At 74.2% G+C, this 24758-nt stretch carries 23 protein-coding genes, 1 pseudogene and 1 riboswitch; of the genes and pseudogenes, 13 read left to right on the forward strand and 11 right to left on the reverse strand.

Translation table 11 applies throughout. From position 1 onward, the window contains the following. Positions 1-159: 159 nt before the first annotated feature. From VR45_RS05905 to hisC, 6 genes and pseudogenes are all read right to left on the reverse strand, one after another. Positions 160-915 carry a response regulator transcription factor gene (locus VR45_RS05905; RefSeq protein ID WP_045938611.1) on the reverse strand — a complete coding sequence of 252 codons (756 nt, stop codon included), beginning with the start codon at positions 913-915 and terminating at the stop codon, positions 160-162. Positions 916-1190: 275 nt separating this feature from the next. Beyond that, positions 1191-1736: a hypothetical protein gene (locus tag VR45_RS45380; RefSeq protein ID WP_052708866.1), complete on the reverse strand. Its 546-nt coding sequence runs from the start codon at positions 1734-1736 to the stop codon at positions 1191-1193. Positions 1737-1880: 144 nt separating this feature from the next. Continuing rightward, positions 1881-3092 carry an ABC transporter permease gene (locus VR45_RS05915; protein WP_045938612.1) on the reverse strand — a complete coding sequence of 404 codons (1212 nt, stop codon included), beginning with the start codon at positions 3090-3092 and terminating at the stop codon, positions 1881-1883. Further along, positions 3089-3949 (reverse strand): ABC transporter ATP-binding protein, encoded by an 861-nt coding sequence (locus VR45_RS05920; protein WP_078896264.1) that lies wholly within the window; start codon positions 3947-3949, stop codon positions 3089-3091. Before VR45_RS05920 ends, VR45_RS05915 begins: the two co-directional genes overlap by 4 nt. A gap of 1162 nt (positions 3950-5111) precedes the next feature. Further along, positions 5112-5450, reverse strand: a pseudogene (locus tag VR45_RS50460) (biotin/lipoyl-binding protein); the annotation flags it as partial. 306 nt (positions 5451-5756) lie between these two features. Then, positions 5757-6827 carry a histidinol-phosphate transaminase gene (gene hisC, locus VR45_RS05925; protein ID WP_045938613.1) on the reverse strand — a complete coding sequence of 357 codons (1071 nt, stop codon included), beginning with the start codon at positions 6825-6827 and terminating at the stop codon, positions 5757-5759. A 333-nt stretch (positions 6828-7160) separates the two neighbouring features. On the opposite strand from hisC, the gene VR45_RS05930 reads away from it, so the two are divergent. From VR45_RS05930 to VR45_RS05940, 3 genes are all read left to right on the forward strand, one after another. Then, entirely contained in the window at positions 7161-8318 is a 1158-nt protein-coding gene (locus tag VR45_RS05930) for a LacI family DNA-binding transcriptional regulator (RefSeq protein ID WP_078879728.1), read from the forward strand. A gap of 148 nt (positions 8319-8466) precedes the next feature. Continuing rightward, complete coding sequence (locus VR45_RS05935) at positions 8467-9684, forward strand: metallophosphoesterase (RefSeq protein WP_078896265.1); 1218 nt, start codon at positions 8467-8469, stop codon at positions 9682-9684. 306 nt (positions 9685-9990) lie between these two features. Next, positions 9991-10689, forward strand: coding sequence for a hypothetical protein (locus VR45_RS05940; protein WP_052708867.1), 699 nt, complete (start codon positions 9991-9993; stop codon positions 10687-10689). Positions 10690-10702: 13 nt separating this feature from the next. On the opposite strand, the gene VR45_RS05945 is transcribed toward VR45_RS05940, so the two are convergent. Further along, the gene (locus VR45_RS05945; RefSeq protein WP_045938614.1) at positions 10703-11623 is read right to left on the reverse strand and encodes a LysR family transcriptional regulator; all 921 of its coding nucleotides are present in this window, start codon (positions 11621-11623) and stop codon (positions 10703-10705) included. 122 nt (positions 11624-11745) lie between these two features. Between VR45_RS05945 and VR45_RS05950 the strand changes: the two genes are divergently transcribed. Beyond that, complete coding sequence (locus tag VR45_RS05950; protein ID WP_030392357.1) at positions 11746-12138, forward strand: VOC family protein; 393 nt, start codon at positions 11746-11748, stop codon at positions 12136-12138. 106 nt (positions 12139-12244) lie between these two features. Here VR45_RS05950 and thiC read toward each other — a convergent pair whose 3' ends face one another. Beyond that, on the reverse strand, positions 12245-14017 hold the full coding sequence (thiC, locus tag VR45_RS05955; RefSeq protein ID WP_045938615.1) for a phosphomethylpyrimidine synthase ThiC: 1773 nt from the start codon (positions 14015-14017) through the stop codon (positions 12245-12247). A 55-nt stretch (positions 14018-14072) separates the two neighbouring features. Then, positions 14073-14207, reverse strand: a riboswitch (TPP riboswitch). 164 nt (positions 14208-14371) lie between these two features. Between thiC and VR45_RS05960 the strand changes: the two genes are divergently transcribed. The 7 genes from VR45_RS05960 (at position 14372) to VR45_RS05990 (ending at position 22029) form a co-directional block, all read left to right on the forward strand. Next, positions 14372-14578: a hypothetical protein gene (locus tag VR45_RS05960; RefSeq protein WP_045938616.1), complete on the forward strand. Its 207-nt coding sequence runs from the start codon at positions 14372-14374 to the stop codon at positions 14576-14578. Positions 14579-14751: 173 nt separating this feature from the next. Further along, entirely contained in the window at positions 14752-16338 is a 1587-nt protein-coding gene (locus tag VR45_RS05965) for a flotillin family protein (protein WP_078896266.1), read from the forward strand. Between the two features lie 81 nt (positions 16339-16419). Further along, positions 16420-17433 (forward strand): ketoacyl-ACP synthase III, encoded by a 1014-nt coding sequence (locus VR45_RS05970; RefSeq protein ID WP_045938617.1) that lies wholly within the window; start codon positions 16420-16422, stop codon positions 17431-17433. Beyond that, positions 17430-18170 carry a glycosyltransferase family 2 protein gene (locus tag VR45_RS05975; RefSeq protein ID WP_078896267.1) on the forward strand — a complete coding sequence of 247 codons (741 nt, stop codon included), beginning with the start codon at positions 17430-17432 and terminating at the stop codon, positions 18168-18170. The genes VR45_RS05970 and VR45_RS05975 overlap by 4 nt, the downstream gene beginning before the upstream one ends. Before the next feature lie 285 nt (positions 18171-18455). Then, entirely contained in the window at positions 18456-19943 is a 1488-nt protein-coding gene (locus VR45_RS05980) for a class I adenylate-forming enzyme family protein (RefSeq protein WP_045938619.1), read from the forward strand. Next, positions 19940-21115, forward strand: coding sequence for a cytochrome P450 (locus VR45_RS05985; RefSeq protein WP_063772415.1), 1176 nt, complete (start codon positions 19940-19942; stop codon positions 21113-21115). The genes VR45_RS05980 and VR45_RS05985 overlap by 4 nt, the downstream gene beginning before the upstream one ends. Beyond that, the gene (locus VR45_RS05990) at positions 21106-22029 is read left to right on the forward strand and encodes an NAD-dependent epimerase/dehydratase family protein (RefSeq protein WP_045938620.1); all 924 of its coding nucleotides are present in this window, start codon (positions 21106-21108) and stop codon (positions 22027-22029) included. Before VR45_RS05985 ends, VR45_RS05990 begins: the two co-directional genes overlap by 10 nt. A 57-nt stretch (positions 22030-22086) precedes the next feature. Here the strand turns inward: VR45_RS05990 and VR45_RS05995 are convergent, their stop codons facing one another. From VR45_RS05995 to VR45_RS06005, 3 genes are all read right to left on the reverse strand, one after another. Then, positions 22087-22287, reverse strand: a complete 201-nt coding sequence (locus VR45_RS05995) for a DUF5326 family protein (RefSeq protein ID WP_030305494.1) — start codon at positions 22285-22287, stop codon at positions 22087-22089. Between the two features lie 228 nt (positions 22288-22515). Beyond that, a complete protein-coding gene (tenA, locus tag VR45_RS06000) occupies positions 22516-23184 on the reverse strand; it encodes a thiaminase II (RefSeq protein ID WP_045938621.1) in 669 nt (222 codons plus the stop codon). Positions 23185-23221: 37 nt separating this feature from the next. Beyond that, positions 23222-23539, reverse strand: coding sequence for a cupin domain-containing protein (locus VR45_RS06005; RefSeq protein ID WP_030392366.1), 318 nt, complete (start codon positions 23537-23539; stop codon positions 23222-23224). A 103-nt stretch (positions 23540-23642) separates the two neighbouring features. On the opposite strand from VR45_RS06005, the gene VR45_RS06010 reads away from it, so the two are divergent. Continuing rightward, positions 23643-24017, forward strand: coding sequence for a phage holin family protein (locus VR45_RS06010; RefSeq protein WP_030392367.1), 375 nt, complete (start codon positions 23643-23645; stop codon positions 24015-24017). Between the two features lie 136 nt (positions 24018-24153). Beyond that, positions 24154-24705, forward strand: coding sequence for an NUDIX domain-containing protein (locus VR45_RS06015; protein ID WP_045938622.1), 552 nt, complete (start codon positions 24154-24156; stop codon positions 24703-24705). Positions 24706-24758 lie beyond the last annotated feature (53 nt).

Genomic DNA, 24758 nt, shown 5'->3' on the forward strand with positions numbered 1-24758 from the left:
GGCCGGTGGTGACCAGGGCGAGCACCAGCACCAGCAGCCGGGCGCGCAGCGACAGCCGGCCGAGCGGGCCGCCGAGGCGGCGGCCGGGCGGCCGGACGGAAGGGCGCGCGGACGCGCGGCGGGGGTGCGGGAGGGACATCGGGGCGGCGGGGTCCGGGGTCAGCTCTGCGGGGGGCGGCGCAGGGCGTAGCCGATGCCGCGCACGGTGTGGATCAGCTTGGGCCCGTGGCTGGGTCCGGAGTCGAGCTTGCGGCGCAGGTAGGAGATGTAGGACTCGACGATCGAGAGGTCGCCGCCGAAGTCGTAGGCCCAGACGTGGTCGAGGATCTGCGCCTTGGAGACCACCCGGCCGACGTTGGCCATCAGGTAGTGCAGCAGCTTGAACTCGGTCGGGGAGAGCGCGACCACGAGTCCGCCGCGGGTGACCTCGTGGGCCACCGGGTCGAGCACGAGGTCGGCGACCATCAGCCGGCCGTCCTCGGCCGGTCCGCCGGAGCGGCGCAGGATGGCGCGGATCCGGGCGATCAGCTCCTCCAGGCTGAACGGCTTGGTGACGTAGTCGTCGGCGCCGGCGGCGAGGCCCTGGACCTTGTCCCCGACGCCGTCCTTGGCGGTGAGGAAGAGCACCGGCAGGTGGTCTCCGGGGTGGCCGTGGCCGGGGCCGGCGATGAGGCCGCGGCTGGTCTGCTCCCGGAGCCGCTCGACGACGGTGAAGCCGTCGAGGTCGGGGAGCATCACGTCCAGGACGACCAGGTCGGGGCGGTCGACGGCGATCAGTTCCAGCGCCTCGGCGCCGCTGGCGGCGGAGGCCACCCGGAAGCCGGAGAAGCGGAGCGAGGCGGACAGCAGCTCGCGGATGTTCGGTTCGTCGTCGACGACGAGCAGGTAGGCCTCCCCCTGGCCGCCGTTGTTCACCGCCGAAGTTCCTGTCGACACAGTGCCTTGCACGGGGGTTCCGCCTCCCGGTCGGACGATGGCGTTCAGCTTGAGGCTAGCTCGGGGAGGCTAAGGGCCATCGATGAATGTTGGATTAACACCTTATCGGGCGGTTTTGTACGGACGGACCCCCAGGTCGGCCCTCGGTGGTGTGCGTACCGCCCCGACGGTACTCCGGCGCAGGTCGGCGGGGGGATGCGCGGCCCGGCCCCCGGAGGAGGTCGGGCCGGGCCGCGCGGGCGTACGGCGGCCGGTCAGCCGCCGGACGGGTTCCGGGTGGCGCCTCCGCCGGGGCCGCCGCCGAAGCCGCCGGCGCCTCCCCCGAAGCCGCCGAAGCCGCCGGCAGCGGCGCCCTCGACCAGCTGGGTCGCGGCGTAGCCGCCGTCGCTCGGGGTGCCGACCACGGTGACGCTCTGGCCGGGCTGGAGGTCGCCGACCTTGCCCTCCTTGTTGAGCTGCACCTTGGTGGAGTCCCCGGTGGTCACCTTGACGGTGTTGCCGTTGGCGTCGGTCAGGTAGACGGTGGTGCCGTCCACGGCCTTGACCGTGCCCCGGGTGAAGCCGCCCTGGCCGCCACCGGCGCCCTGACCCCCGCCCTGGCCGCCCTGGGCCCCCTGGCCGTTGCGGCGGTTGCCCTGGCCGGCGCCGGTCGCGCCCGGCCGCGGCTGCTGCGCGCCGCCGGCGGCGGCCGTCCGGCCGGAGGCCCCGGACGTCCGCTCGGGGGCCTGGTCGCGCTGGTACTGGACACCGCCGGCGAAGGCCGCCGTGGCGATCACCGCGGCGGACAGCACCAGCGGCACCCAGGGCAGCCGGCGCCGCGGCGGCGCGGCCAGCTCGGCGGTGACGTCCCTGCCGTCCGGCGCGGTGGNGCGGTGGAGAGCAGGACGACCTGCTCGGCGGGGGTGGACGGCTCGGTCTCGTTGCTCATGGTCTGCGGTCCTTGGTCACTCGTGCCGGAGGGCGTCGATCGGGCGCAGCGAGGCGGCCCGGTTGGCGGGGTAGCTGCCGAAGAACAGGCCGATGGCGACGGCGGTCCCGAAGGCGCCGAGCACCGATTCGGGGATCACCACCGGCTCGATGCCGACGATCCGGAAGTGCGAGCCGGCGATCCCGGCCAGCACGCCGAGTCCGGCGCCCACCACCGACAGCAGGGTGGCCTCGGTGAGGAACTGCCCGAGGATAACGCCGCGGGGGGCGCCGAGGGCCTTGCGGATGCCGATCTCCCTGGTCCGCTCGGTGACGGTGACCAGCATGATGTTGGTGATGCCGATCCCGCCGACCAGCAGCGAGATCGCGGCCACCGCGCCGAGCAGCACGGTGAAGGTCTTCGTGGTCGACTCCCGGGCGCTGAGCAGCGAGGTCTGGCTGCTGATCCGGAAGTCCGCCTTGGCCGGGTCGGCGATCGCGTGGGTGCCGAGCAGGATCCGGGTGATCTCGGACTGGGCCTGCGCGGTGCTGTCCGCCGAGGCCGCCTGCACCATGATCTGGTTCACCGAGCCGAAGCCGGTGAAGGCGTTCTGCACGGTCGGCAGCGGTGCGATCAGCACATCGTCCGGGTCGGTGAAGCCGCTGCCGCCCTTGGCCTTGAGCACGCCGACCACGGTGAACGGGGTGCCGCCGACGACGATCGGCTTCCCCACCGGGTCCGCGGTGGCGAAGAGCTGCTTCGCGGTGGTCGCCCCGAGCACCGCCACCTTGCGGGAGGCCAGCACGTCGTCCTGGGTGAAGTACTCGCCGTGCTCGACCTTCTGGTTGGCGGTCTCGAAGTACGCCGGGTAGGTGCCGACGATCGAGCCGGGGCTGTACGGGACGTCCCCGTTCAGCGCGGTGCCGCTGGCGGTCACCACCGGCGCCACCGAGCGGACGGCGTGCGGGTCCGCCTCGGTGGCCAGCGCCTTGGCGTCGGCGACGGTCAGCTTCTTGGTGCCGCTCGCGGAGCGCGCGCCGCCGAAGGAGGAACCGGACGTGACGGTGAGCGCGTTGGTGCCGAGCGAGGTGATCGACTCCTTGACCGCGACCGAGGAGCCGTTGCCGACCGCCAGCAGCAGGATCACCGAGGCGACGCCGATCAGCACCCCCAGCATGGTGAGGGCGGAGCGGACCTTGTTGGCGGCCAGGCCGCCGGCCGCGAAGCGGAGGGTCTGCCAGAGGATCACGCGGGCACCCCCGCCGGGTGCAGGGCGGGCGGGGGCCCGTCCACCGGGGCCTGCCGGACGTCCGAGACGATCGTGCCGTCCACCAGCCGCAGCACCCGCTTGGCGTGCCGGGCGACCTCGTCCTCATGGGTGATCAGCACGACCGTGCGGCCGGTGGCGTTGAGGCCGTCGATCAGCCCGAGCACCTCCTCGGTGGAGCGGCTGTCCAGATTGCCGGTGGGCTCGTCGGCGAGCAGCATCGCGGGGGCGGTGACCAGCGCCCGGGCCACCGCGACGCGCTGCTGCTGGCCGCCGGAGAGCTCGTTGGGCCGGTGCCCGGACCGCTCGGCCAGGCCGACCAGGGAGAGCGCGGCGAGCGCCCGCCGGCGGCGTTCGGCGGCCCGCACGCCCGCGTAGGCGAGCGGCAGCTCGACCTGGGCGAGCGCGGTGGTGCGCGGGACGAGGTTGAAGGACTGGAAGACGAAGCCGATCTTGCGGTTGCGCACCAGGGCGAGCTGCTGCTCGTCCAGGTGGCCGACGTCGGTGCCGTCCAGCAGGTAGCGGCCGTCGGTCGGGACGTCGAGGCAGCCGAGGATGTTCATCAGCGTGGACTTGCCGGAGCCGGAGCTGCCCATCACGGCGACGTAGTCGCCCTGCTCGATGTCCAGGTCCACGCCCAGCGGGGCTCCGGTGGCGGGGTCGTCCGGGCCGCGCAGGGCGTGCACGGTGGCGTCGCCGTGGCCGTAGGACTTGGTGAGGCGGCGGATCCGGATCACCGGGGGCGGCGTGGCCGGGTGGGCCGGCCGCACCGGGCCGGTGCCCGGCCGGGCCGGGAGGGCGCGGCGGGTGAGGAGGGCGGGGAGGGCGCGGCGGGCCATCAGCGGCCACCGCCCCGGGCGGCGCCCGCGCCGCCCGCGGCTCCGCCACCGCCGATCCCGGCCACACCCGCACCCGCGCCCGGCCGCCCTGGCCGCCCTGGCCGCCGTTCGCGCCCGGGAAGGAGCCGTTGGGGAAGCCGTTGGACCCGCTGGTGGAGGCCAGTTCGACCTTGTCGCCCTCGTTCAGCCCGGTCAGCACCTGCACCGTGGTGTCGCCCTCGACCCCGACCTCGACGGTCACCCGGTCGGTGCTGCCGTCCTGGTGGACCAAGGTCGCGGTGCGGCTCGAACCGGTGCCGGACAGGGCCGAGGTGGGCAGCGAGAGCGCGTTGTCCGCCTCGCCGGTGACCACCGAGACGGTCGCGCTGAGGCCGGTCCGCAGCTTGCTGGTGTCACCGGAGATCTGGAGCGTCGCCGAGTACTGCACGGCGGCCGAACCGCCGCCGGAGCCGCTCACCGGCAACGGGCTGACCGACAGCACCGACGCGTTGAACCTGCTGTCGGACTGCGCGTTCAGGGTGACGGTGGCCGCCTCGCCCTTCTTGAGCTTGAGCGAGTCCAGCTCGGAGAAGTTCGCGGTGACCTGCATGCCGGTCGGGTTGGTCAGCACGATGAAGCCGCTGGGGGCGGTGGCGGAGCTCCCGGTCGACTTGGCGCCGGTGGCGGAGGAGCCGCCGCCGGTCGCGCCGACCGTGTCACCGGCCTTGGCCGCCACCGAGGCGACCGTGCCGTCCACGGAGGCGGTGAGCGTGGTGCCGGCCAGCGCCGTCCGGGCGTTGGAGAGGTTGGTCTGCGCGGTGGCGAGCTGCTGCTCGGCCTGGGCGACCGCCGCCTCGTCCACCTTGGTGGTGGAGATGGTGGTGGTCTGCGGCTCGGGGACGGCGGGCGGCGCCGCCGGGACGGTGGCCTGCGCGGACGGGGCGGTCTGCCCGGACGGGTCGGCCGAGGGGGCGGACGCGCTGCTCCCGCCCGCCCCCCGGCCTCCCGTGCCGCCGGTACTGCCCGAGCCGCCAGTGCCGTTCCCGCCGGACGTACCGCCGCCGGACGAACCCGAGGAGCCCGACGAGCCGTTGGCCTTGGCCGGCAGCTGCTGGACGGTCGTCGTGGTGACGCCCGCCCTGGCCTTGGTCAGATTGACCGAGGCGGTGTTGAGCGCCGCCTGCGCGGCGTCCACCTGCTGCTGGGCGGCCGTGGTGTCGACGGTGGCGAGCACCTGCCCCTTGGTCACCTGGTCTCCGACCGCGACCTTGACGGCGGTGAGCCGCCCGCCGGTGGTGAAGTCCTGGGCGGCGTCGGTGGGCGAGGCCAGGGTGCCGGTTCCGGACACCGTGGCCAGGACCGTGCCCTTGGTCACGGTCGCCGTCCGGACGGGGGCCTTGGCGGCCGTGGTGCCGGAGCCGTCGTCCAGCACGGTGTACGCCAGGGCGGCGGCACCGAGCAGGGCCACACCGAGCGCGGAGTTGACGAGGACGGCACCTCGCCGTCGCGGGAACACCTTCATGGCGGACAGCTTCCCGGGACGCTCTTGCACCGTCCTGGGCGCCGACTGGGAGAAGGCTGACCGGCCGAACCGGGCATTTGCCGCGCTCCGCCCGCCACCGGGGCCGGCTTGGCCGGTTCCGGACGATCCGTTGACCGTTCTCCCAGCCGTCTCCCAGAAAACCCCAGGCACTCCTGATCGTCCGGGGCCCGTCGCGGCGCCGCCGCCGGACCCCGGCAACCGCCCCGGAACGCACCGCGGCGGAGCCGGGCGGCCGGTACGGACCGGGCCGCCCGCTCCGCCGCGGGACCTGACTGCGCGCGGGGGCTACAGCTCCTTGCGGAACGCCTCCGCCACCGCGAGGAAGATCGAGTTGCCCTCGACCTCGCCGATCGAGATCCGCACGCCCTCCGGGAACGGCCGGACGATCACCCCGGCGGCCGCGCACGCGGCCGCGAAGTCCTGCGAGCGCTCGCCCAGCTCCAGCCAGACGAAGTTGGCCTGCGAGTCCGGGATCTCCCAGCCCTGGGCCCGCAGCCCGGCCACCACCCGGGTCCGCTCCTCGACCAGCGCGTCCACCCGGACCATCAGCGCGGCCTCGGCCCGCAGCGAGGCGACGGCGGCGTCCTGGGCGATCTGGACGACGCCGAACGGCACCGCGGTCTTGCGCAGCGCGTTCGCGACCGGCTCGTGCGCGACCGCGAAGCCGACCCGCAGCCCCGCCAGGCCGTACGCCTTGGAGAAGGTGCGCAGCACGCAGACGTTCGGGCGGTCCCGGTAGAGGTCGAGGCCGTTGGGCACCTCGGGGTCGCGGATGAACTCGATGTACGCCTCGTCGACGACGACCAGCACCTCGGCCGGGACGGCGTCCAGGAAGCGCTCCAGCTCGGCGCGGTGGATCACGTTGCCGGTGGGGTTGTTGGGGTTGCAGACGAAGATCAGCCTGGTCCGCTCGGTGATCGCGGCCAGCATCGCGTCCAAGTCGTGGTCACCGCCGGCGGTGAGCGGCACCGGGACCGGGGTCGCACCGGCGACCTGGGTGATGATCGGGTAGGCCTCGAAGGAGCGCCAGGCGAACATCACCTCGTCGCCCGGGCCCGCCGTGGCGAGGATCAGCGACTGGGCGACGCCGACCGAGCCGGTGCCGGTGGCGATGTGCTCGACCGGCACGTCGAAGTGCTTCGCCAGCTCCGCGGTCAGCTCGGTGACGGCCATGTCCGGGTAGCGGTTGAGCTTGCCGGCCGCGGCGACCGCCGCCTCCAGCACGCCCGGGAGCGGCTCGTACGGGTTCTCGTTGGACGACAGCTTGTAGGCGTCGGGGCCTGCCGGCTTGCCGGGCTTGTAGGTGGGAATGCCGTCCAGGCTCGGCCTGAGGCGGGGGCCCTGTGCTGCGGTCACGGTCGGTCTCCTTCTGTCTTTCCGCTGCGTTCGCCCGCCACGGTCGGGGTCGCCGCCGTGCCCGGGCAGTCGGAACGCGTGCGGTTCCACCCCGGTCGGGTGCCCTGAACGATACCGATCGCACTCACCCGTAGGGGTGAGATGCCCGGTCGGGTTACAGACGCGGATCAGCCATTCTGCTGGGTTCCTTTGGCACATGTCAGAGGTAAACCAGCTGGTTTCGTACGGGGATCGAAGGGGCGCACACGGGCTCACTCACGGAGAAACGTATCTCCACAGGCTCCCAATGCGCCGGTCACAGACCCTTGTCAGGAGCCATACGATCGGTCCGCCATGACAGCAGCAGCCAACCAGAGCGGTCGGCGGCCCACCACCTCACGGCGTCTGGAGCGGGCCGGCATCCGGGATGTGGCAGCAGCCGCCGGAGTGTCGATCACCACCGTCTCCGACGCGCTGAACGGGAAGGGCCGCCTGCCCGACGAGACCAGAAGCCGGGTGCGCGAAGTCGCCGAGCGCCTCGGCTACCGCCCCTCGGCGGCGGCCCGCACCCTGCGCACCGGACGGTCCGGCCTGATCGGGCTGACCGTCACGACCTACGGCGAAGAGCCGTTCACCTTCACCGAGTTCGCCTACTTCGCCGAGATGGCCCGGGCCGCCACCAGTGCCGCCCTGGGCCGCGGCTACGCACTGGTGGTGCTGCCCGCCTCGTCCCGGCACGACGTCTGGGGCAACATCGCCCTGGACGGCACCGTGGTGATCGACCCGCCCGACCAGGACCCGCTGGTCAGCGAGCTGTACCGGTCCGGCGTCCCGGTGGTCAGCGACGGCAAGCCGGGGAACTGCCCGGTCACCGCCTGGGTCGACAACGACCACGAGGCCGCCGTGCTCGGCATCCTCGACCACCTCTCCGAGGCCGGCGCCCGCCGGATCGGCCTGCTCACCGGCACCAGCACCGACACCTACACCCGGCTCTCCACCGAGGCCTACCTCGGCTGGTGCGCCAAGGTCGGCCAGGAACCGGTCTACGAGACCTACCCCGCGCACGACCCGGCCGCCGGCGCCGTCGCCGCCGACCGGCTGCTCGCCCGCCCGGACCGGCCGGACGCCGTCTACGGCCTGTTCGACCCCAACGGCACCGACCTGCTCGCCGCCGCCCGCCGCTACGGCCTGCGGGTGCCGGACGACCTGCTGCTGGTCTGCTGCAGCGAGAGCGACGTCTACGCCACCACCGAGCCGCCCATCACCACCCTGTCGCTCAAGCCCCGGCGGATCGGCACCACCGTGGTGAACCTCCTGATCGACGCCATCGAGGGCGTGGACTCCGGCACCGGCGTGGACATCGCCCGGCTCTTCCCGCCCCGCTTCCGCACCGCCGGCACCGGTCCGCCGCCCGGCACCCTGATGCCGACCGAGCTCATCGTCCGCGCCTCCTCGCAACGACGGAGCCCACGCACCACGGTCAGCCCGCCCCGCCCGCCGGGTGAGGTGTGACCCCCGGGACCGCACCCCAGCGGGCTGTGGTCCGGCCCATGCCGAGTCGGGACAAAACGGACCTGACGGACCGCCCGGCTGACGCTCCGGAGGATTGGATACCCACCAGGTGACGACGCCGGGAGAGTGGTCTTCCTATGATGGGCGAATGACACCCGAGGACCGCTTCCCCGGGCCTGAACACCCGGACTCAGGCCCACGCCACCAGCCGGACCTCGACGTGCTGCCGTACGGCACCTATTACGAACCGGACCCCAACGGGGGGTACGCCGCGACCGGCTACGAGGCCGAGACCTACAGCGGCTACGGCGGCGCCCGGTACCTCGAACAGCACTGGCCGGCCACCGGCCCCGACCAGGGCCACACCGTGCACGCCCAGAACGGCCCCCACGAGCAGGCCGGTTACGAGCCCACCCTGCCGGACCACCCCTCCCCCGCCCACGGCGGCCACCCCGGCCCCGGAGCGCAGAGCGACGACCCGCCGACCATCGAGCTCGGCCCCCCGCTCGCCGAACCCGGCCAGCCCTACCACCCGTACCCGGCCCCCGCCCCCGGCGAGCCGGTCGGCCCGCTCTACGTCGTCGGCGACGTGCACGGCTACCTCGACGAGCTCCGCACCGAGCTGCGCCACCAGGGCCTGATCGACGCCGACGGCCACTGGTCCGCCGGCCGGTCCCGGATCTGGTTCCTCGGCGACTTCACCGACCGGGGCCCGGACGGCATCGGCGTCATCGACCTGGTCATGCAGCTCGCCGCCGAGTCGGCGGCGGCCGGCGGCTACTGCCGGGCCCTGATGGGCAATCACGAACTGCTCTTCCTCGGCGCCGCCCGGTACGGCGACGAGCCCGTCCAGTCCACCGCCGGCACCGCCTCCTTCCTCGCCGCCTGGCGGCTCAACGGCGGACAGCAGAGCGACCTGGAGCGCCTGGAGGCGCACCACATCAGCTGGCTCTCCCGGCTCCCCGCGATCGCCCTGGAGGACGGCCACCTGCTGCTGCACTCCGACACCACCGCGTACCTGGAGTACGGCGAGTCCATCCCCGAGGTCAACGACGCCGTGCACGACCTGCTCGCGGACGAGGGCGTCGACGAGTGGTGGGACTGCTTCCGCCGGTTCACCAAGCGCTTCGCCTTCCGCGGCGACTCCGGCCCGACCGCCGTCCGCGAGCTGCTGGACACCTACGGCGGCACGCGCGTCGTGCACGGCCACAGCCCGATCCCGTACCTCACCGGCGCGGTGCACGCCGACGACGGCATGCCGCCGCACGTCCCGGGCCCGTACGTCTACGCGGAGGACCTCGCCGTCGCCATGGACGGCGGGGTGACCATGGAGGGCCGGCTGCTGGTCTCCCGCCTGCCGATCTGAGCCGTCGGCCCACCCGCACGGGCCCCGGACGCTTGCCACAGGGCCGGACCGCACGCGGTCCGGCCCTTCCGCCGCCGCGGAACACCCTCCGCCCACGGCAGGTGACGGTCCGTCGACCGAACGCGCGTTCCCGGCGCACGGACGGTCGCGCACGCGCATCCAGGGGCGCGAAATTCCGGAAAGTCTCTGTCTACCCGGCCGCACCCACCCCTACCATCGGGGGCACACCACACCCGGCCGCCCCACCGGCGGCCCGACTCCGCGCCCCGCCCCGCGCCCATGGGGGCGGAGAGCGCGGGGGTCCGCATGAACGGGGTCCCCATGAACGACGCCCCGCACCTGCTCGCCGAGGACCGCCCGGACTTCGAGCGCCTCCTCGACGCGGCACTGCGCGACGACACCCTCCGCACCGTCCTGCGCGCGCCCGGCGCGCCACCCTCCGACGACCTGCGCGCCCACGCGCTCGCCTCGGCCGACCACGTCGCCGCCCCGGCGGCCACCGAGTACCAGCACTACCTGCGGCTGCGCGAGAACCTGCGCGCCACCCCGCCGGCACCCGGCGAACCCACCGCGCCCGGACTGCTCACCCAGCTGCGCTCGGAGAACGGCGGCGCCGGGCTGCTGCCGGTGCTCACCGTCCTCACCCCGATCCTCGCCTGGGCGGCCGCCCTGGTCCTGCTGCTGCTCGGCTACGCGCTGCGCGCCGCCGACCCGGACAGCGCCCTGGCCCGCTCGCTGCTCACCGCCGGGTGGCTCGCCCTCGCCGCCGGGGTGGCCGCGATGGCGGTCGGCATCGTCGGGCTGATCCTCACCGCCCTGCGCGACGGCTCGGCCCCGCCCACCGTCCCCTTCCCGCAGGGCACCGACCCCGAGCTCGCGGCCGAGCTCGACGACGCCCGGCGCGACTGGCAGCGCGCCCTGCGCGAGCGGGCGCTCGTCCCCCACCTCACCGCCGCCGCCCGGGCCGGCACCGCCCCGGCCCTCACCGGGCCCGACGACAGCTGACCCGGGCCGAATGCTAGGAGGTGGCTGCCGCGGAGTCGACCGCCGCCGAGCCCCCCGCCACCGAGTCCGCCGCCGCCCGGACGAACTCGCGGACCCGCTCCGTGGTGTTCCCCTCCCGCCAGACCGGGCCGCGCTCGATCAGCGGGGCGTCCTCGATCGGCACATAGGCGAGGTCCGGACGCGGGTGGTAGCGCAGCGAGAGCTCGCCGACCGGCAGCACGCCCCGGCCCAGCGCGACCAGCGTCAGCATCTCGGAGAAGGTCGCGCCGACCGGGCCGGGCGGCACCGGCCGCCCCGACGGGGTCCGGTCCGGGGTGCGGTCCCGCTTGAAGGCGGCCGAGGTCACGGCCGGGTACTGCACCACCGGATGGTCGCCCAGCACCTCCAGCGACACCGAGGCGGCCCCCGCCAGCGGGTGCCCGGCCGCCACCGCGAGCACCCGGCGCTCGGTCATCAGCACCGGGCCGTTCGCCATCCCGTCGAACGGGAAGGCGGCGATCAGCACGTCCACCGAACCGTCCAGCAGGCTGGACCGGGTGTTCGCCAGCTGGGCCTCGCGGACGTCCACCCGGCAGTCCGGGTGCCGCTCGTTGAACAGCGCGACCGCCCTGAGCAGCACCGGCGCCGTCCCCTCGCCGAGGAACGCCACCCGCAGCTCACCGGCGACACCCCGGTTCGCCTCGGCCGCCCGGCGCACCGCCGCCGTGATGCCGGCCACCAGCGGCGCCAGCTCCTCCGCCAGCCGCCGGCCCACCGGGGTGATCCGCACCGCCCGGCTGGTGCGCTCGAACAGCGCGCCGCCGAGCCGCCGTTCGAGCTGTCGCACCACCTGGCTGACCCGGCCGGTGCTGAGCCGCAGGCGTTCCGCGGTGCGGCCGAAGTGCAGCTCTTCCGCGAGTGTCAGGAAGACCTCGATCTCCACCCGTTCCAGCACCGTGCGCCCCCCATCGTTTACTCCGCCTCAATGATCGTTGACCGATGCCGTCTTGATGACACCGGCCGCCTGGCGGATCGTGGAACACGTCACCGGCACTACCCCTCCCGACTGGAGCCACCATGACCGCCATCCGTGTGAAGGCCTTCGACCACCTCGTGCTCAACGTCCGCGACATCGAGCGCTCGCTGGAGTTCTACGGCGGCCTGCTCGGCCTGGAGCCGGTCCGGGTCGAGGAGTGGCGCGCCGGCAAGGTCTCGTTCCCGTCCCTCCGGGTCACCCCCGAGACGATCATCGACCTGATGTCCCGCCCGCGCGGCGAGTCCAACGTCGACCACATCTGTCTCACCGTCGACCCGCTCGACTGGCAGCAGGTCATCGACGCCGGCATCTTCAAGGTCCTGGAGGGCCCCGTCCCCCGCTACGGCGCCCGCGGCAGCGCCACCTCCATCTACGTCCAGGACCCGGACGGCAACACGGTCGAGCTCCGCTGGTACCCCGAGGACGCCGCCTGACCGGCGCCGCTACCGACCGGGCAGCGGGCCGGGACACCGCCGCACGGGTGCGCCCGGGCCGGGAGGCCCCCTCCACCTCCCGGTCCGGCGCACCCGTGCGGCGTGCTCAGTCCGCCAGCGGCAGGTAGACCCGGTTGCCCTGGGCGGCGAACTCCGCCGACTTCTCGGCCATCCCGGCGAGCGCGTCGGCCCCGTAGCCGGACTCGACGGCGCTCGAACCGTCGCCGTGCTCCTCGCGGATCTTCTGGGAGATCTTCATCGAGCAGAACTTCGGACCGCACATGGAACAGAAGTGGGCGGTCTTCGCGGGCTCGGCGGGGAGGGTCTCGTCGTGGAACTCGCGGGCCGTCTCCGGGTCGAGGGCCAGGTTGAACTGGTCCTCCCAACGGAACTCGAAGCGCGCGTCGGAGAGCGCGTCGTCCCAGGCCTGGGCGCCGGGGTGGCCCTTGGCCAGGTCGGCGGCGTGGGCGGCGATCTTGTAGGTGATGACGCCGGTCTTCACGTCGTCCCGGTTGGGCAGGCCCAGGTGCTCCTTGGGCGTGACGTAGCAGAGCATCGCGGTGCCCCACCAGGCGATCATCGCGGCGCCGATGCCCGAGGTGATGTGGTCGTAGCCGGGCGCGACATCGGTGGTGAGCGGGCCCAGGGTGTAGAACGGGGCCTCGTCGCAGATCTCCTTCTGGAGATCCATGTTCTCCTTGATCTTGTGCATCGGGACGTGGCCCGGGCCCTCGATCATCACCTGGACGTCCTTGGCGCGGGCGATCCGGCCCAGCTCGCCCAGGGTCTGCAGCTCGGCGAACTGCGCCTCGTCGTTGGCGTCCGCGATCGAACCGGGGCGCAGGCCGTCACCCAGCGAGAAGGTGACGTCGTAGCGCGCGAGGATGTCGCAGAGCTCCTCGAAGTTGGTGTAGAGGAAGTTCTCCCGGTGGTGCGCCAGGCACCAGGCGGCCATGATCGAGCCGCCGCGGGAGACGATGCCGGTCTTGCGGCGGGCGGTCATCGGCACGTAGCGCAGCAGCACGCCCGCGTGCACGGTCATGTAGTCGACGCCCTGCTCGCACTGCTCGATGATCGTGTCCCGGTAGACCTCCCAGCTGAGGTCCTCGGCCCGGCCGTCGACCTTCTCCAGCGCCTGGTAGAGCGGCACGGTGCCGATCGGCACGGGGGAGTTGCGCAGGATCCACTCACGGGTGGTGTGGATGTTGCGGCCGGTGGAGAGGTCCATCACGGTGTCGGCGCCCCAGCGGGTCGCCCAGGTCATCTTCTCCACCTCCTCCTCGATCGAGGAGGTGACCGCGGAGTTGCCGATGTTGGCGTTGATCTTCACCAGGAAGTTGGTGCCGATGATCGACGGCTCGACCTCGGGGTGGTTCACGTTGACCGGGATGACGGCGCGGCCGAGGGCCACCTCGTCCCGCACGTACTCGGGCGCCAGGCCCTCCCGCAGGGCGACGAACTCCATCTCGGGGGTCACGATGCCGCGCTTGGCGTAGCCGAGCTGGGTGACCGCGACGTCGCCGCGGCCGCGCAGCGGACGGCGCGGGCGGCCGGGGAACACCGCGTCGAGGTTGCGGAGGTTCCCGCCGCGCGGCGAGGTGTGCTTGATGCCGTCGTCCTCGGGGCGCGCCTCGCGGCCGTCGTACTCCTCGACGTCGCCGCGCTGGCGGATCCAGGAGTCCCGCAGCGCGGGCAGCCCGCGCCGGACGTCGGGCTCGTAGGCCGGGTCGGTGTACGGCCCGGAGGTGTCGTACAGCGGGACGGTCTTCTCGTTGGTGAGCACGACCTCGCGGTACGGCACGCGCAGGTCGGGGCGGGACCCCTCGCGGTAGGCCTTGCGCCAGGCGGGGGTGGGGTAGCCGGTGCCGGCGCTGGTCACTGCGGCGCCGTGCCCGGACGGCGACTGGGCAGACTGCGGCTGTGCCTCAAAGGTGGTCAACGGACCTTCAACTCCCTACGCCGGCATTACCCGGTCAGGTTCCTGCGGTCGACGCAGCCTCCGGTCCGTCCTTCGACGTCCCGTTCAGCGCCCTCTCAGCCCGGTGCTCCGAGCTCCCGCGTCCGCAGGCGGTGTTGCCCGCGCATGACGTCCAACACCGTAGCGAGCCGACCGCCCGAGGTCCAGAGGGGGTCCCCGCAGGCGAACGGCGAGGTCCGGCGGGTGAACGGTGGGGCGCGGCGGCCTTCCGGCGGGCAGACTGGCTTCGTAGCTGACGAGTCGAGGGAGGCCGGCGTGGTCGGGAGCACGGGGCGGGTCACCGGAGCGGTGGGTGCCGGGCTGGTCGGCGAGGTGATGGTGCACGTCCCGGAGCGCCGGGGCGCCGAGGCGTTCCTCGCCTACCTGGCCGTTCCCGGGGACCGGCTGGTGGTGGGGACGCCGGTGGTGGTGATCGAGTACCAGCCGCCGCGGACGGTCTACGTCGCGCCGATCGGTCCGTGACGATCGGGCGGCCGGGTGGCTGGGTGGCCGGTGGCCGGTGGCCTGTGACGATCCGCGGACCCTCCCGTGACGACCTTGTGACGGTGCGTCATGTCACGTCCCTTTCCCCGCGACCGACCCGGGCGGACAATCCTTTTCGGCGCATCTCCTGCGCCGGAAGGGGGAGTTGAACCATGGGATACATCATCGCCGGGGCGGTCGCCGGGGCCCTGGTGGTCATGATCACGCTCTTCAAGCTCATGTGGCGGGTGGCCGAGCCGAACGAGGCACTGATCATCTCCGGTTCCCGCCACCGCACCGAGGGGGTCGGTGACGGGCTGGGCTTCCGGATCGTCACCGGCCGGGGGACCCTCGTCACCCCCGGCCTGCAGGGCGTCCGGCGACTCTCGCTGGACCTCAACGAGGCCGAACTGAACGTCGAGTGCGTCACCACGCAGGGCATCCCGGTCCGGGTCAAGGGCGTGGTGATCTTCAAGGTCGGCGACGACGACGTCTCCATCGCCAACGCCGCCCGCCGCTTCCTGGACCAGCAGAAACTGATCAGCCAGCGCGTCCACAACGTCTTCGCCGGGCACCTGCGGTCGATCGTCGGCGGACTCACCGTCGAGGACATGATCCGCGACCGCGAGCGGCTCACCGGCGAGACCAGGGCCGCCTCCGGACTGGAGATGGAGAAGCTCGGGCTGATCATCGACACCCTGCAGATCCAGGAGATCATCGATCCGACCGGCTACATCAAGAACCTCGCCATCCCGCACGCCGCCGCCGTCCAGCGGGACGCCCGGATCGCCCAGGCGGCGGCGGACCGGGTGGCCACCGAGGCGGAGCAGGAGGCCGCCGCCCGCAAGGCCGAGGCCACCCGCAACAGCGAGATCCAACAGGCCTCCTACCAGGCCGAGATGGACACCGCGACGGCCCGCGCCCGACAGGCCGGTCCGCTCGCCGACGCCGCCTCCCGGCAGGAGGTGGTGGTCCAGGAGACCCGGGTCGCCGAACTGGAGGCACGGCGCAAGGAGCAGCAGCTCCAGATCGACGTGCGCAAGCCCGCCGACGCCCGCGCGTACGACACCCGCACCACCGCCGAGGCGGCCCGTGACGCCCGGATCTCCGCCGCCCAGGCACAGGCCCAGGAGACCGAGCTGGCAGCCGCCGCCGAGGCCGGGCGGGTACGGATCGCGGCCGAGGCGGACGCCGACGCCACCCGGGTGCGCGGCCTGGCACAGGCCGAGGCGACCACGGCCACCGGACGGGCGGAGGCGGCCTCGGTCGAGGCCCGCGGCCTGGCCGACGCCGCCTCGGCCCGGGCGGTCGCGCTGGCCAGGGCCGAGGGCATCAAGGCCCGGGCCGCCGCCCTCGCCGAGAACCAGGAGGCGGTGGTGGCGCAGGAGTTGGCCGAGCAGTGGCCGCAGATCGTGCGGGCGGCGGCCGAGTCCTTCGGCAATGTGGAACACATGGTGCTGCTCAACGGCGCCGACGGGATGGGCGAGCTGTTCACCAAGGCGCTCGCGATGGGCGGCACCGGGCTCGGGCTGGCCCGGCAGCTGCTGTCCACCGTCGGCGCGGACGGCGGGGCGGCGGGCGGTGCTGCCGCGGCCGCCGCTCCTGGCGCTGCTGCTCCCGCAGCCGGTGCTCCCGCAGCCGGTGCTCCCGCGGCCGTGGCGACGGTCTCCGTCCCGGTACCGGTGGACGCCGTGCCGGCCGGCTTCCCCGCCCGCGACGGCGCGGACCGCCGCGAGGACGAGGAGTCCGAGCAGGGCTGACCCGGTCCGAGTAGCCCGGCGGCGCCCGCCTGAGTACAGGTACTCAGGCGGGCGCCGCCCCGTCCGCAGCACGATGGGACCATGCACCCAGCAGCCACCGCGCGGATCGGCATCACCGCCGTCGGATCCCAGCTCCCCGCCCGCCGACTGACCTCCCGGCAGCTCCAGGACGAGATCACCGCCGGCGGCCGGCTGCGCCTGCCGGAGCGGACCTTCGAGAAGGCCACCGGCATCGTCACCCGGCACTTCGCGGCCGACGGCGAGTACGCCTCCACCCTCGCCCTAGGCGCCGCCCGGCGCGCCCTGGACAGTCGCGGCCTGGACCCGCTGGACCTCGACCTGCTGCTGTTCGCCTCGGCCACCCGGGATGTCGCCGAACCCGCCACCGCGCATCTGGTGCAGGCCGAACTCGGCTCGCGCGCCCATGCCTTGGACGTCAGCAATGCCTGCAACAGCTTCCTCAACGGGATCGACCTGGCCCGCTCGATGATCATGGCCGGCCGGGCCCGGCGGGCCCTGGTGGTCACCGGCGAGACACCCAGCCGGGCGATGCGGCGGGACCCCGACGGGGCGGAGGAGTTCCGCGCGGGCTTCGCCGGCTACACCTTCGGCGACGCGGGCGCCGCCGTCGTGGTGGAGGCGGTGGAGCGCGGCGGCATCCTCGACGTGGAGACCGAGACCGCCTCCGAGCACTGGCGGACCGGCGGCATCCCGGGCGGCGGCTCGCGCCACCCGCGCGGCGACGAGTACAGCTACTTCCGCGGCAGTGGCACGGAGTTGCGCGGTGTCTTCGAGAAGATCGGCCTGGACATCCTGACCCGGGTGGCCGCCCGCACCGGCCTCGGCTGGGAGGACTACGCCCGGGTACTGGTGCACCAGGTGACCGTCCCCTACCTGGAGCGCTTCGTCGAGGCCACCGGGGTGCCGGAGGAGAAGCTGGTGGTGACGGTGCCCGAGCTCGGCAATGTCGCCAGCGCCACGATCGGGATCCAACTCGACCGAATACGCGATGAGTTGGAGCCGGGCGACAAAGTGCTGATGCTCGGTCTCGGCGGCGGTGTGAGCCTGATGACGATGGTCTGGGAGGCGTCGTGACCGCGCTCTGGGTGGTCGTCCCCGCCTACCGGGAGGAGGCCAGGATCACCGCCACCCTGAACGCCCTCGCCGCCCAGCGGGACCGGGAGTTCACCCTGCTGGTCGCCGACAACGGCTCCACCGACGGCACCGTCGAGGCCGTCCGCGCCTTCGCCGACCGGGCGCCCTTCCCGGTCGAGGTGCTGGTCGAGCCGGAGAAGGGCGTCGGCTCGGCGGTCGACACCGCGTTCCGGCACGCCATCGCACGCGGTGCCATCCTGCTCGCCCGCACCGACGCCGACTGCCTGCCCGCCCCCGGCTGGACCGCCGCCGCCCGGGCCGCCCTGCTCGACGGCGGCGGACTGGTCTGCGGCCGGGTCACCGCCCGCAGAGACGAGCACGGACCGGCCGGGCGCGCCGTCTTCCTGGTCCTGGTCGCGCTCGGCGCGTTCTTCGGCCGGATCCGGCCCGCGCACCACCGCCGGCACGGCTACCTCACGCCGTACCGGATGCACGCGGGCAACAACATGGCGATCACCGCCGAGCTGTACCTGGCGGTCGGCGGCATGCCGCGCCGGCCCTCGCCCACCGACCGGCTGTTCATCAACCGCGTCCGCCGGCACACCACCGCGATCACGCACCGCCGCGACATGGTGGTGCAGAACTCCACCCGCCGGATCCGCGCCTACGGGGTGGTCGGCACCGCTCGCTGGTACCTCGACCGCGGGCCCGGCACCCGCGCCGTCGACGTCCGCTGACTGCTGGCGGCCGGCCACTCACCGCTCACCACTGCCTCCCCTGCCCGTCTCCACCCCTGCCTCCCACTCCCACTCCCGCCGCCACCACAACTCCCGCCGCCACCACCAACTGCAGAGCACTTTGCAAAGTCCTGCCAGGACTTTGCAAAGTGCTCTGCACCCCCCGTTTCCTGGCCTGGAGGGGACTTTGCAAAGTCTCAGCAGACTTTGCAAAGTCCCCGGACCACCGAACCAGCGCCCCGAACCCCCGGACCCACCGGACCCACCGCACCCCGAGGACACCCCGTGCTCGACCGGCTCGCCCACGACCTGCGCACCCGGCACCCCGACCGCCCGGCCGTCCTGGCCCACACCCGGCTCGGCGGCACCCGCGTCCGGATCCGCCGAGGCGAACTCGCCGCCCTCGCCGACACCTACGCCGTCGCCCTGAACGCCCGCGGCCTCGGCGAGGACACCACCCTCGGCCTCGCCCTGCGCCCCGGCCCGCGCGCGCTCGCCGTCATGCTCGCCGCACACCGGCTCGGCCTGCGGATCGCCGTCCTCGACCCGACCGCGGGCCCCGACGTCCTGGCCGCCCGGCTCGCGCTGGCCCGCCCCGACCTGGTCCTCGCCGACGCCGCCGCCCAGGCGGTGGCCGGCTGGGCCCGGCCGCTGGCCCGCCGCGCCGACCTCGCCCTGCCCCCGCTGGAGGCGCTCGGCCCGGTCGCCACCCTCGGCCGCCGGCTGCCCGGCTGCGCGCCCCGACTGCGGGTCGGACGGTTCGGCGCGTCGGTACCGGGCATCCCCGGCTCCGACGCACCCGCGCGCGACACGGACGCCGTCATCGTCTTCACCTCCGGCACCACCGCCCGCCCGCGCGCCGTGGTGCACTCCCGGGGCGGCCTGGCCGCCGGTCTGCGCACCGTCGGCGAACTGGTCGACCCGCGACCCGGCTCCGTCGTCCTGGGCGGCACCTTCTTCGTGCTCGTCCCCGCACTGAGCGCCGGGGCCGCGGTCGCCCTGCCCGCCCGCGAACCGGCCGCGCTGGCCCGCCAGCTCGCCCGGCTCACCCCCGCCCACACCTACCTCACCCCGCCGCAGCTGCGCGCCGCGCTCGGCGCCGGGGCACGCTTCACCGGCCGGGTCTGGACCGGCTCGGCGCCCGCCGACGCCACCCTGCTCCGCCGGGTCAAACAGGCCGGGGCGGAACAAGCCTGGGGCGTCTACGCACTCACCGAGCTGTTCCCGGCGGCCGCCGTCGAAGAGGCCGAGAAGAGCGCCTTCACCGGGCCCGGCGACCTGGTCGGCGCACCGCTGCCGGGCGTGCGCACCGCGCTCGCGCCGAACGGCGAACTCCTGCTCGGCGGCCCGGGCGCCCGGCACCGCTACCTCGGCGAGGAACCCGACCCCTGGGTGCGCACCGGCGACCTCGCCACGCTCGACCCGGACGGCCGGATCGTGCTCGGCGGGCGGCTCAAGGACATGGTGCTGCGCCGCGCCGAGAACATCTATCCCGGCCTCTACGAACCGTCCCTGCACCTGCCGGGCGTCGAACTCGCGGTGCTGGTCGGCGTCCCGGACGGGGACGGTGACGAACGGCTGGTCGCTCTCGTCCAGCCCTCGCCCGGCACCGACCCGGAGCGGCTGCGCGCCGCACTGGCCGGACCGCTGGCGCGGATGGGCTCGGCCCGCCCGGACGCGGTGCTGTTCGGCCGGGTGCCGCTGGCCGGGCGCTCCCGCAAGCCGGACCGCGCGGCGGCGGCCGCCCGGTGCGCCCGGGAACTGGCCGGATGAACAAGGACACGCGCGCGGGGGAGCGGGCGGACCGCGCGGTGCCGACGCCGGCACCGGCCGCGCACCGGGCCGCCCGCCGCCGGGACCGCCGGGTCTATCTGCGCAGCCACCCCCTCCTGTTCGCGCTGCTCGCCGCCACCCGCCGCCGCCCGGTCGCCCGGCTCGGTCGCACCGTGCTGGTGCACGACGCCGAGGCCTACCGCACCGCGCTCACCCGGATCCCGCTGGACCGCACCGCCCCCGGCACCACCGGCGGGGCCGCCGCCGAACTCACCTCCGGCGGGCTGCTGTTCGACCAGGACGGCGCCGAACACCGGGCCGCCCGGCGCGCGTTGGCGGTCGAGCTGGACGCCTCGGCGGTGGACCGGCTCCGCCCGTCCTGGCAGGCGGTGCTCACCGCGCGGATCCCCGAACTCGCCACCGGCGACCTCGAACTCGTCTCTCTTTCAAGGGAGTTGGCCGGAGTCACGGCCGCCGCACTGACCGGGACGGCGGTCTGCCCGACGACTATCGCCGGAGCCGCCACCGAGGCCGCCGCGGCCGCCGCCCGCGACCACCTGCCCGGCCCCCGTCCGCCCGGCGCGGCCCGGACGGCCGCCGCCCGGGCCGGCGAACTCGCCGCGCTGCTGCCCGACCCCCGGGACGCCATGGTCGCGGTCGCCGCCGTCAACACCAGCGTCGCCGCGCTGCCCCGGGCCGCCGCCTGGTGCGCGGACGCCGGACTCTGGCCCTCGGTCGACGCCCCCGGCGCACCCGCGCTGGCCGCCGAACTGCTCCGGCTCACCGCGGCCTCGCCGCTGCTCCCCCGGGTGGCCGCCGCCGATGCCGTGCTGGCCGGGCGACGGGTCCGGGCCGGGGACCGGCTGGTCCTGGTCGCCCGGCACGCCGCCGGGGCGCACCGGCCCACGCCCTCCCCCGGGCCCGCGGCCACCCAGGCGGTGTTCGGCGCCGGGCCGCACGCCTGCCCCGGCGCCGGGGTGGCCCGCGCCCTGCTCGCCGAACTGCTGCTCGCGCTCGCGCCGTACCGGCCGGTGGTCGTCCGGGCCCGGGTCGACCGGCGGGCCGCGCTGCCCGGCTGGGCCGAACTCACGCTGCGCGCCACCCGCACCCCCGCCAAAGCCGCACCCAACCCCACCGCCCCGAGACCCACCGAGGAGACCCGATGCGGATAGCCGTCACCGGCGCGAGCGGCTTCTGCGGCTCCCACGTCGTCCGGGCCGCCCTCGCCGCCGGCCACGAGGTGCTCTGCCACGGCCGCCGCCCCGGACCGGCCGGCCGCCACGTCCCCTGGGACGCCACCGCCGGGGAGCCCGACTTCACCGGCGCCGACGCGATCGTGCACTGCGCCGCCGCCGTCGCCGACCTGCCCCGGGGCACCGGGGCCGAGGCCGCCCAGCACGCCGTCAACGTCGCCGGCACCGAACGGCTGCTGCGGGCCGCCGGGGACCGCCCGCTGGTCTGGGTCTCCAGCGCCAGCGTCTACGACCCGAGGGCGGACCGCGGCTCCGTCCACGAGGACCACCCCACCGAGGCCGGCCAGCTCAACGCGTACGGGCGCACCAAGGCCGCCGGCGAGCGGCTCGCCCTCGCCGCGGGCGCCGTGGTGCTGCGCCCGCGCGCGGTGTACGGGCCCGGTGACCCGCATCTGGTGCCCCGGCTGCTGGAGCGGGTCCGGCGGGGACGGCTGCTGCTGCCCGGCGGCGACGTGCGGCTCAGTCTCACCGCGGTGCAGAACCTCGCCGACGCCTGTCTGTCCGCGGTCGGCGCCGGCCGCACCGGCGACCGCCCGTGGACGCCGGTCGCCTACAACATCGCCGACGCCCGCCCCTACCGGCGCGACGAGGCGGTCCGCGCGGTGCTGGCCGCGCACGGCGTGACCGCGCGGATCCACCATGTGCCGGCCCCGCTGGCCCGGCTGGCCGCCCGCAGCGGGCGGCTCCCTGGTCTGACCCCGTACGCGGTGGACCAGCTCTCCCGCGACGTCGTGCTGGACCTCACCCGCGCCCGCACCCAGGGCTGGCGGCCGCACCGGGACCTCGACGCCTTCCTCCGCGAGAGCGCCACCGGCCCCGCGGCCCGGCCGTGAACGCCCGACGCCCGCGCCCCGGAGAGGGGGCGCGGGCGTCGGGGCAGGTCCGGGGCGCTAGTTCCTTGCGGCCTTCTTGACCAGGATCACCACGGCGGCGGCGATACCGACCACCACCAGCGCCTTGACGGCGAAGGCCAGCAGCGCGCCGACCACACCGAAGACGAACATCAGCAGGTTCCACGCCAGGATCAGCACCAGCACCGGGACAACGATGTTCCGCACCCACGAGGGCAGCGACTTCCAGAGCTCAGCCATGTCCGTTCCTTCTCTCCCCTTGGGGTCGGCTGCCGTCCGGTGCCGCATCCCGCTCGCTTTCGTACTTCGATCGTACGGCGGCCCGGGGGGCGGAACGAGGGCCAACGGCCCCGAGAGAACCCGGAGATCACCCCGACCCCGGACCCCGGGTGAACCCGGCCCCGACCTCGGGGAACGACCCCGGCCGCCACCCCGGTCGCGCCCCCGGTCGCACCCCCGTCCCGGGCCTCAGACCGGCCAGGACTCCCGGCGCCAGGCGGCGTCCCAGAACATCCACTCGTACCGGGAGGTGGTGACGAAGTGCTCGACCACCCGGCGCCGCTCGGTGGGGGAGATCTCCTCGCCGAGCCGGTCGGTCAGCGCCAGCACCCGCCGCACCACCGACTGGAACGCCTCGTCGCCGTAGGTGGCGATCCACTTCGCGTAGAGCGGGTCGGGGGAGCCCTCGGCGAGCAGCCGCTCGCCGACCCGGGCGTAGATCCAGTAGCAGGGCAGCACGGCGCCGACGGCCTCCGCGAAGGAGCCGCCGTAGACCGTGGCGAGCAGGTAGCTGGTGTACGCGCGGGTGGTCGGCAGCACCGGTTCGGCGGCGGCCTGCTCGGCGGTGTCGCCGAAGGCGTCCAGGAACTCGGCGTGCATCCCCTGCTCGGCGGCCAGCGCGCCGATCGCGTCGTCGGCGAAGGCCCGCACCTCCTCCTCGCCCGGGGCCCTGGCCGCGCAGACGGCCAACGCGCGGGCGTAGTCGCGCAGGTAGTGCGAGTCCTGCACGACGAAGTGGCGGAACGCCTCCCGCGGCAGGGTGCCGTCGGTGAGGCCGGCGAGGAAGGGGTGGTCGAGGATCTCGGCGTAGACCGGCTCGATCGCCGCCCAGAGTTCTTCGGTCAGGCTCAGGCTCATGCCCCGACCCTAACCGGCCGTCCGCCGCGTCCCCGGTTCAGTCCTCGGGCGGGGAGAACACCACCAGCACCCGCAGTTCCTCGGTGATGTGGTGGAAGCGGTGCGGGGTGCCGGCGGGCACGTAGACGACGGTGCCCCGGCCGACGGTGGCGGTCTCGTTCCCGACCGTCAGCTCGGCCCGGCCGCTGATCACCTGGTAGATCTCGTCCTGGGCGTGCGCGGTCTGGGTGTCGGTGTCGCCGGGGGCGAGCGCGTAGAGGCCGGCCGACATCCGAGGCTCCCGCAGGAAGCGCAGGTACGCGCCGTCGTTGGCGGCGCGCTCGGCGTCCAGGTGGTCCAGTCGGAACAGTTTCATCGGGGAGCACCCCTTCTCGTACGGACCTCGAACCACCGGCATTCAACACCACCGCACCGCCCGGAGCGGCGTCACCCCTTGACCGACCTGGGACGCTGGCCCCATGAAGGGTTTCGTCATCAAGACACTGATCAACGCGGCGGCCATCTGGGTCGCCGCCTGGATCGTCCCCGCGATCACGCTCACCGGGGACGACTGGAAGCACAAGACGCTCACGGTGGTCGCCGTGGCGCTGGTCTTCGGCGTGGTCAACTGGCTGATCAAGCCGGTGGTGAAGTTGTTCTCCCTCCCCCTGTTCATCCTCACTCTCGGCCTGTTCACCTTCGTGGTGAACGCGTTGATGCTGTGGCTCACCTCGTGGGCCTCGGACAAGCTCGACCTCGACTTCCACGTCGACGGCTTCTGGGCCGCGCTGTTCGGCGCGCTGATCGTCAGCCTGGTCTCCTGGGGCCTGAGCCTCGCCCTCGACGAGGACTGAGCGCGAACGCCGCCGCCCCGCCCCGAACGGTCACCGTCCCGCCCCGCCCCGGACGGACGCAACCGGGGCGGGGCGCGTTTCGGCCGGTCCGGGCTGCGGGAGACTCCCGCACAACGCTCCAGCCCCGGAGGTCGCCATGCGCACCCCGCCCCGCCCCGTCGTCAAGCGCACCGCCCGGGCGATCGTGCTGGAGACGGATCCCAACGACCCTCACGGACCGGCCTCGCTGGTCCTGATCAGGCGCACCCGCCCCGGCGCCCCGCACCCGTACTGGATCACGCCCGGCGGGGGTGTCGAGCGGAGCGACCGCACCGTGGTCGAGGCCCTGCACCGCGAGGTGGACGAGGAACTCGGCGGCAAGGTGGTCGACGTGGTCCCCGCCTTCGTGGACACCATCAGCCACACCCTCCCCCAGCCCCCGGCCGGGGGGACCCCCGCCGACGACGGCCTGCTCCACCCGCACGGGGTCAAGGTGCAGCACTTCTTCGTCTGCCGGCTCGCCTCGATGGACCTCGACCGTCGGCACGGCCCCGAGGTGGACGAACCGAACGGCGACTACGAGGTGGTGCGGGTCCCGTTCACCCGCGAGGGCGTGACCTCGGTCAATGTGGTGCCGCCGTCCCTGCGGGCCTACCTGGCCGCCAACATCGAGGGCGTCCGCGCCCTGCTCGCCCCCGACCTCGCCTGACGGCCCACGGCGCGACCGGGCGGCTCACCGCGCCGCCGGGCGGTTCACGGCCC

Source organism: Streptomyces sp. NRRL S-495 (assembly GCF_000966955.1).
Lineage (GTDB): Bacteria > Actinomycetota > Actinomycetes > Streptomycetales > Streptomycetaceae > Kitasatospora > Kitasatospora purpeofusca.

Coding starts and splice junctions, on each gene's coding strand:
- VR45_RS05950 (WP_030392357.1), top strand. CDS start 11,746: ATGACCGCCATCCGTGTGAAGGCCTTCGACCACCTCGTGCTCAACGTC.
- VR45_RS06005 (WP_030392366.1), bottom strand. CDS start 23,539: ATGAAACTGTTCCGACTGGACCACCTGGACGCCGAGCGCGCCGCCAAC.
- VR45_RS05965 (WP_078896266.1), top strand. CDS start 14,752: ATGGGATACATCATCGCCGGGGCGGTCGCCGGGGCCCTGGTGGTCATG.
- VR45_RS05935 (WP_078896265.1), top strand. CDS start 8,467: ATGACACCCGAGGACCGCTTCCCCGGGCCTGAACACCCGGACTCAGGC.
- VR45_RS05985 (WP_063772415.1), top strand. CDS start 19,940: ATGAACAAGGACACGCGCGCGGGGGAGCGGGCGGACCGCGCGGTGCCG.
- VR45_RS05930 (WP_078879728.1), top strand. CDS start 7,161: ATGACAGCAGCAGCCAACCAGAGCGGTCGGCGGCCCACCACCTCACGG.
- VR45_RS06015 (WP_045938622.1), top strand. CDS start 24,154: ATGCGCACCCCGCCCCGCCCCGTCGTCAAGCGCACCGCCCGGGCGATC.
- VR45_RS05920 (WP_078896264.1), bottom strand. CDS start 3,949: ATGGCCCGCCGCGCCCTCCCCGCCCTCCTCACCCGCCGCGCCCTCCCG.
- VR45_RS05990 (WP_045938620.1), top strand. CDS start 21,106: ATGCGGATAGCCGTCACCGGCGCGAGCGGCTTCTGCGGCTCCCACGTC.
- VR45_RS05970 (WP_045938617.1), top strand. CDS start 16,420: ATGCACCCAGCAGCCACCGCGCGGATCGGCATCACCGCCGTCGGATCC.
- VR45_RS05940 (WP_052708867.1), top strand. CDS start 9,991: ATGAACGGGGTCCCCATGAACGACGCCCCGCACCTGCTCGCCGAGGAC.
- VR45_RS06010 (WP_030392367.1), top strand. CDS start 23,643: ATGAAGGGTTTCGTCATCAAGACACTGATCAACGCGGCGGCCATCTGG.
- tenA (WP_045938621.1), bottom strand. CDS start 23,184: ATGAGCCTGAGCCTGACCGAAGAACTCTGGGCGGCGATCGAGCCGGTC.
- VR45_RS05995 (WP_030305494.1), bottom strand. CDS start 22,287: ATGGCTGAGCTCTGGAAGTCGCTGCCCTCGTGGGTGCGGAACATCGTT.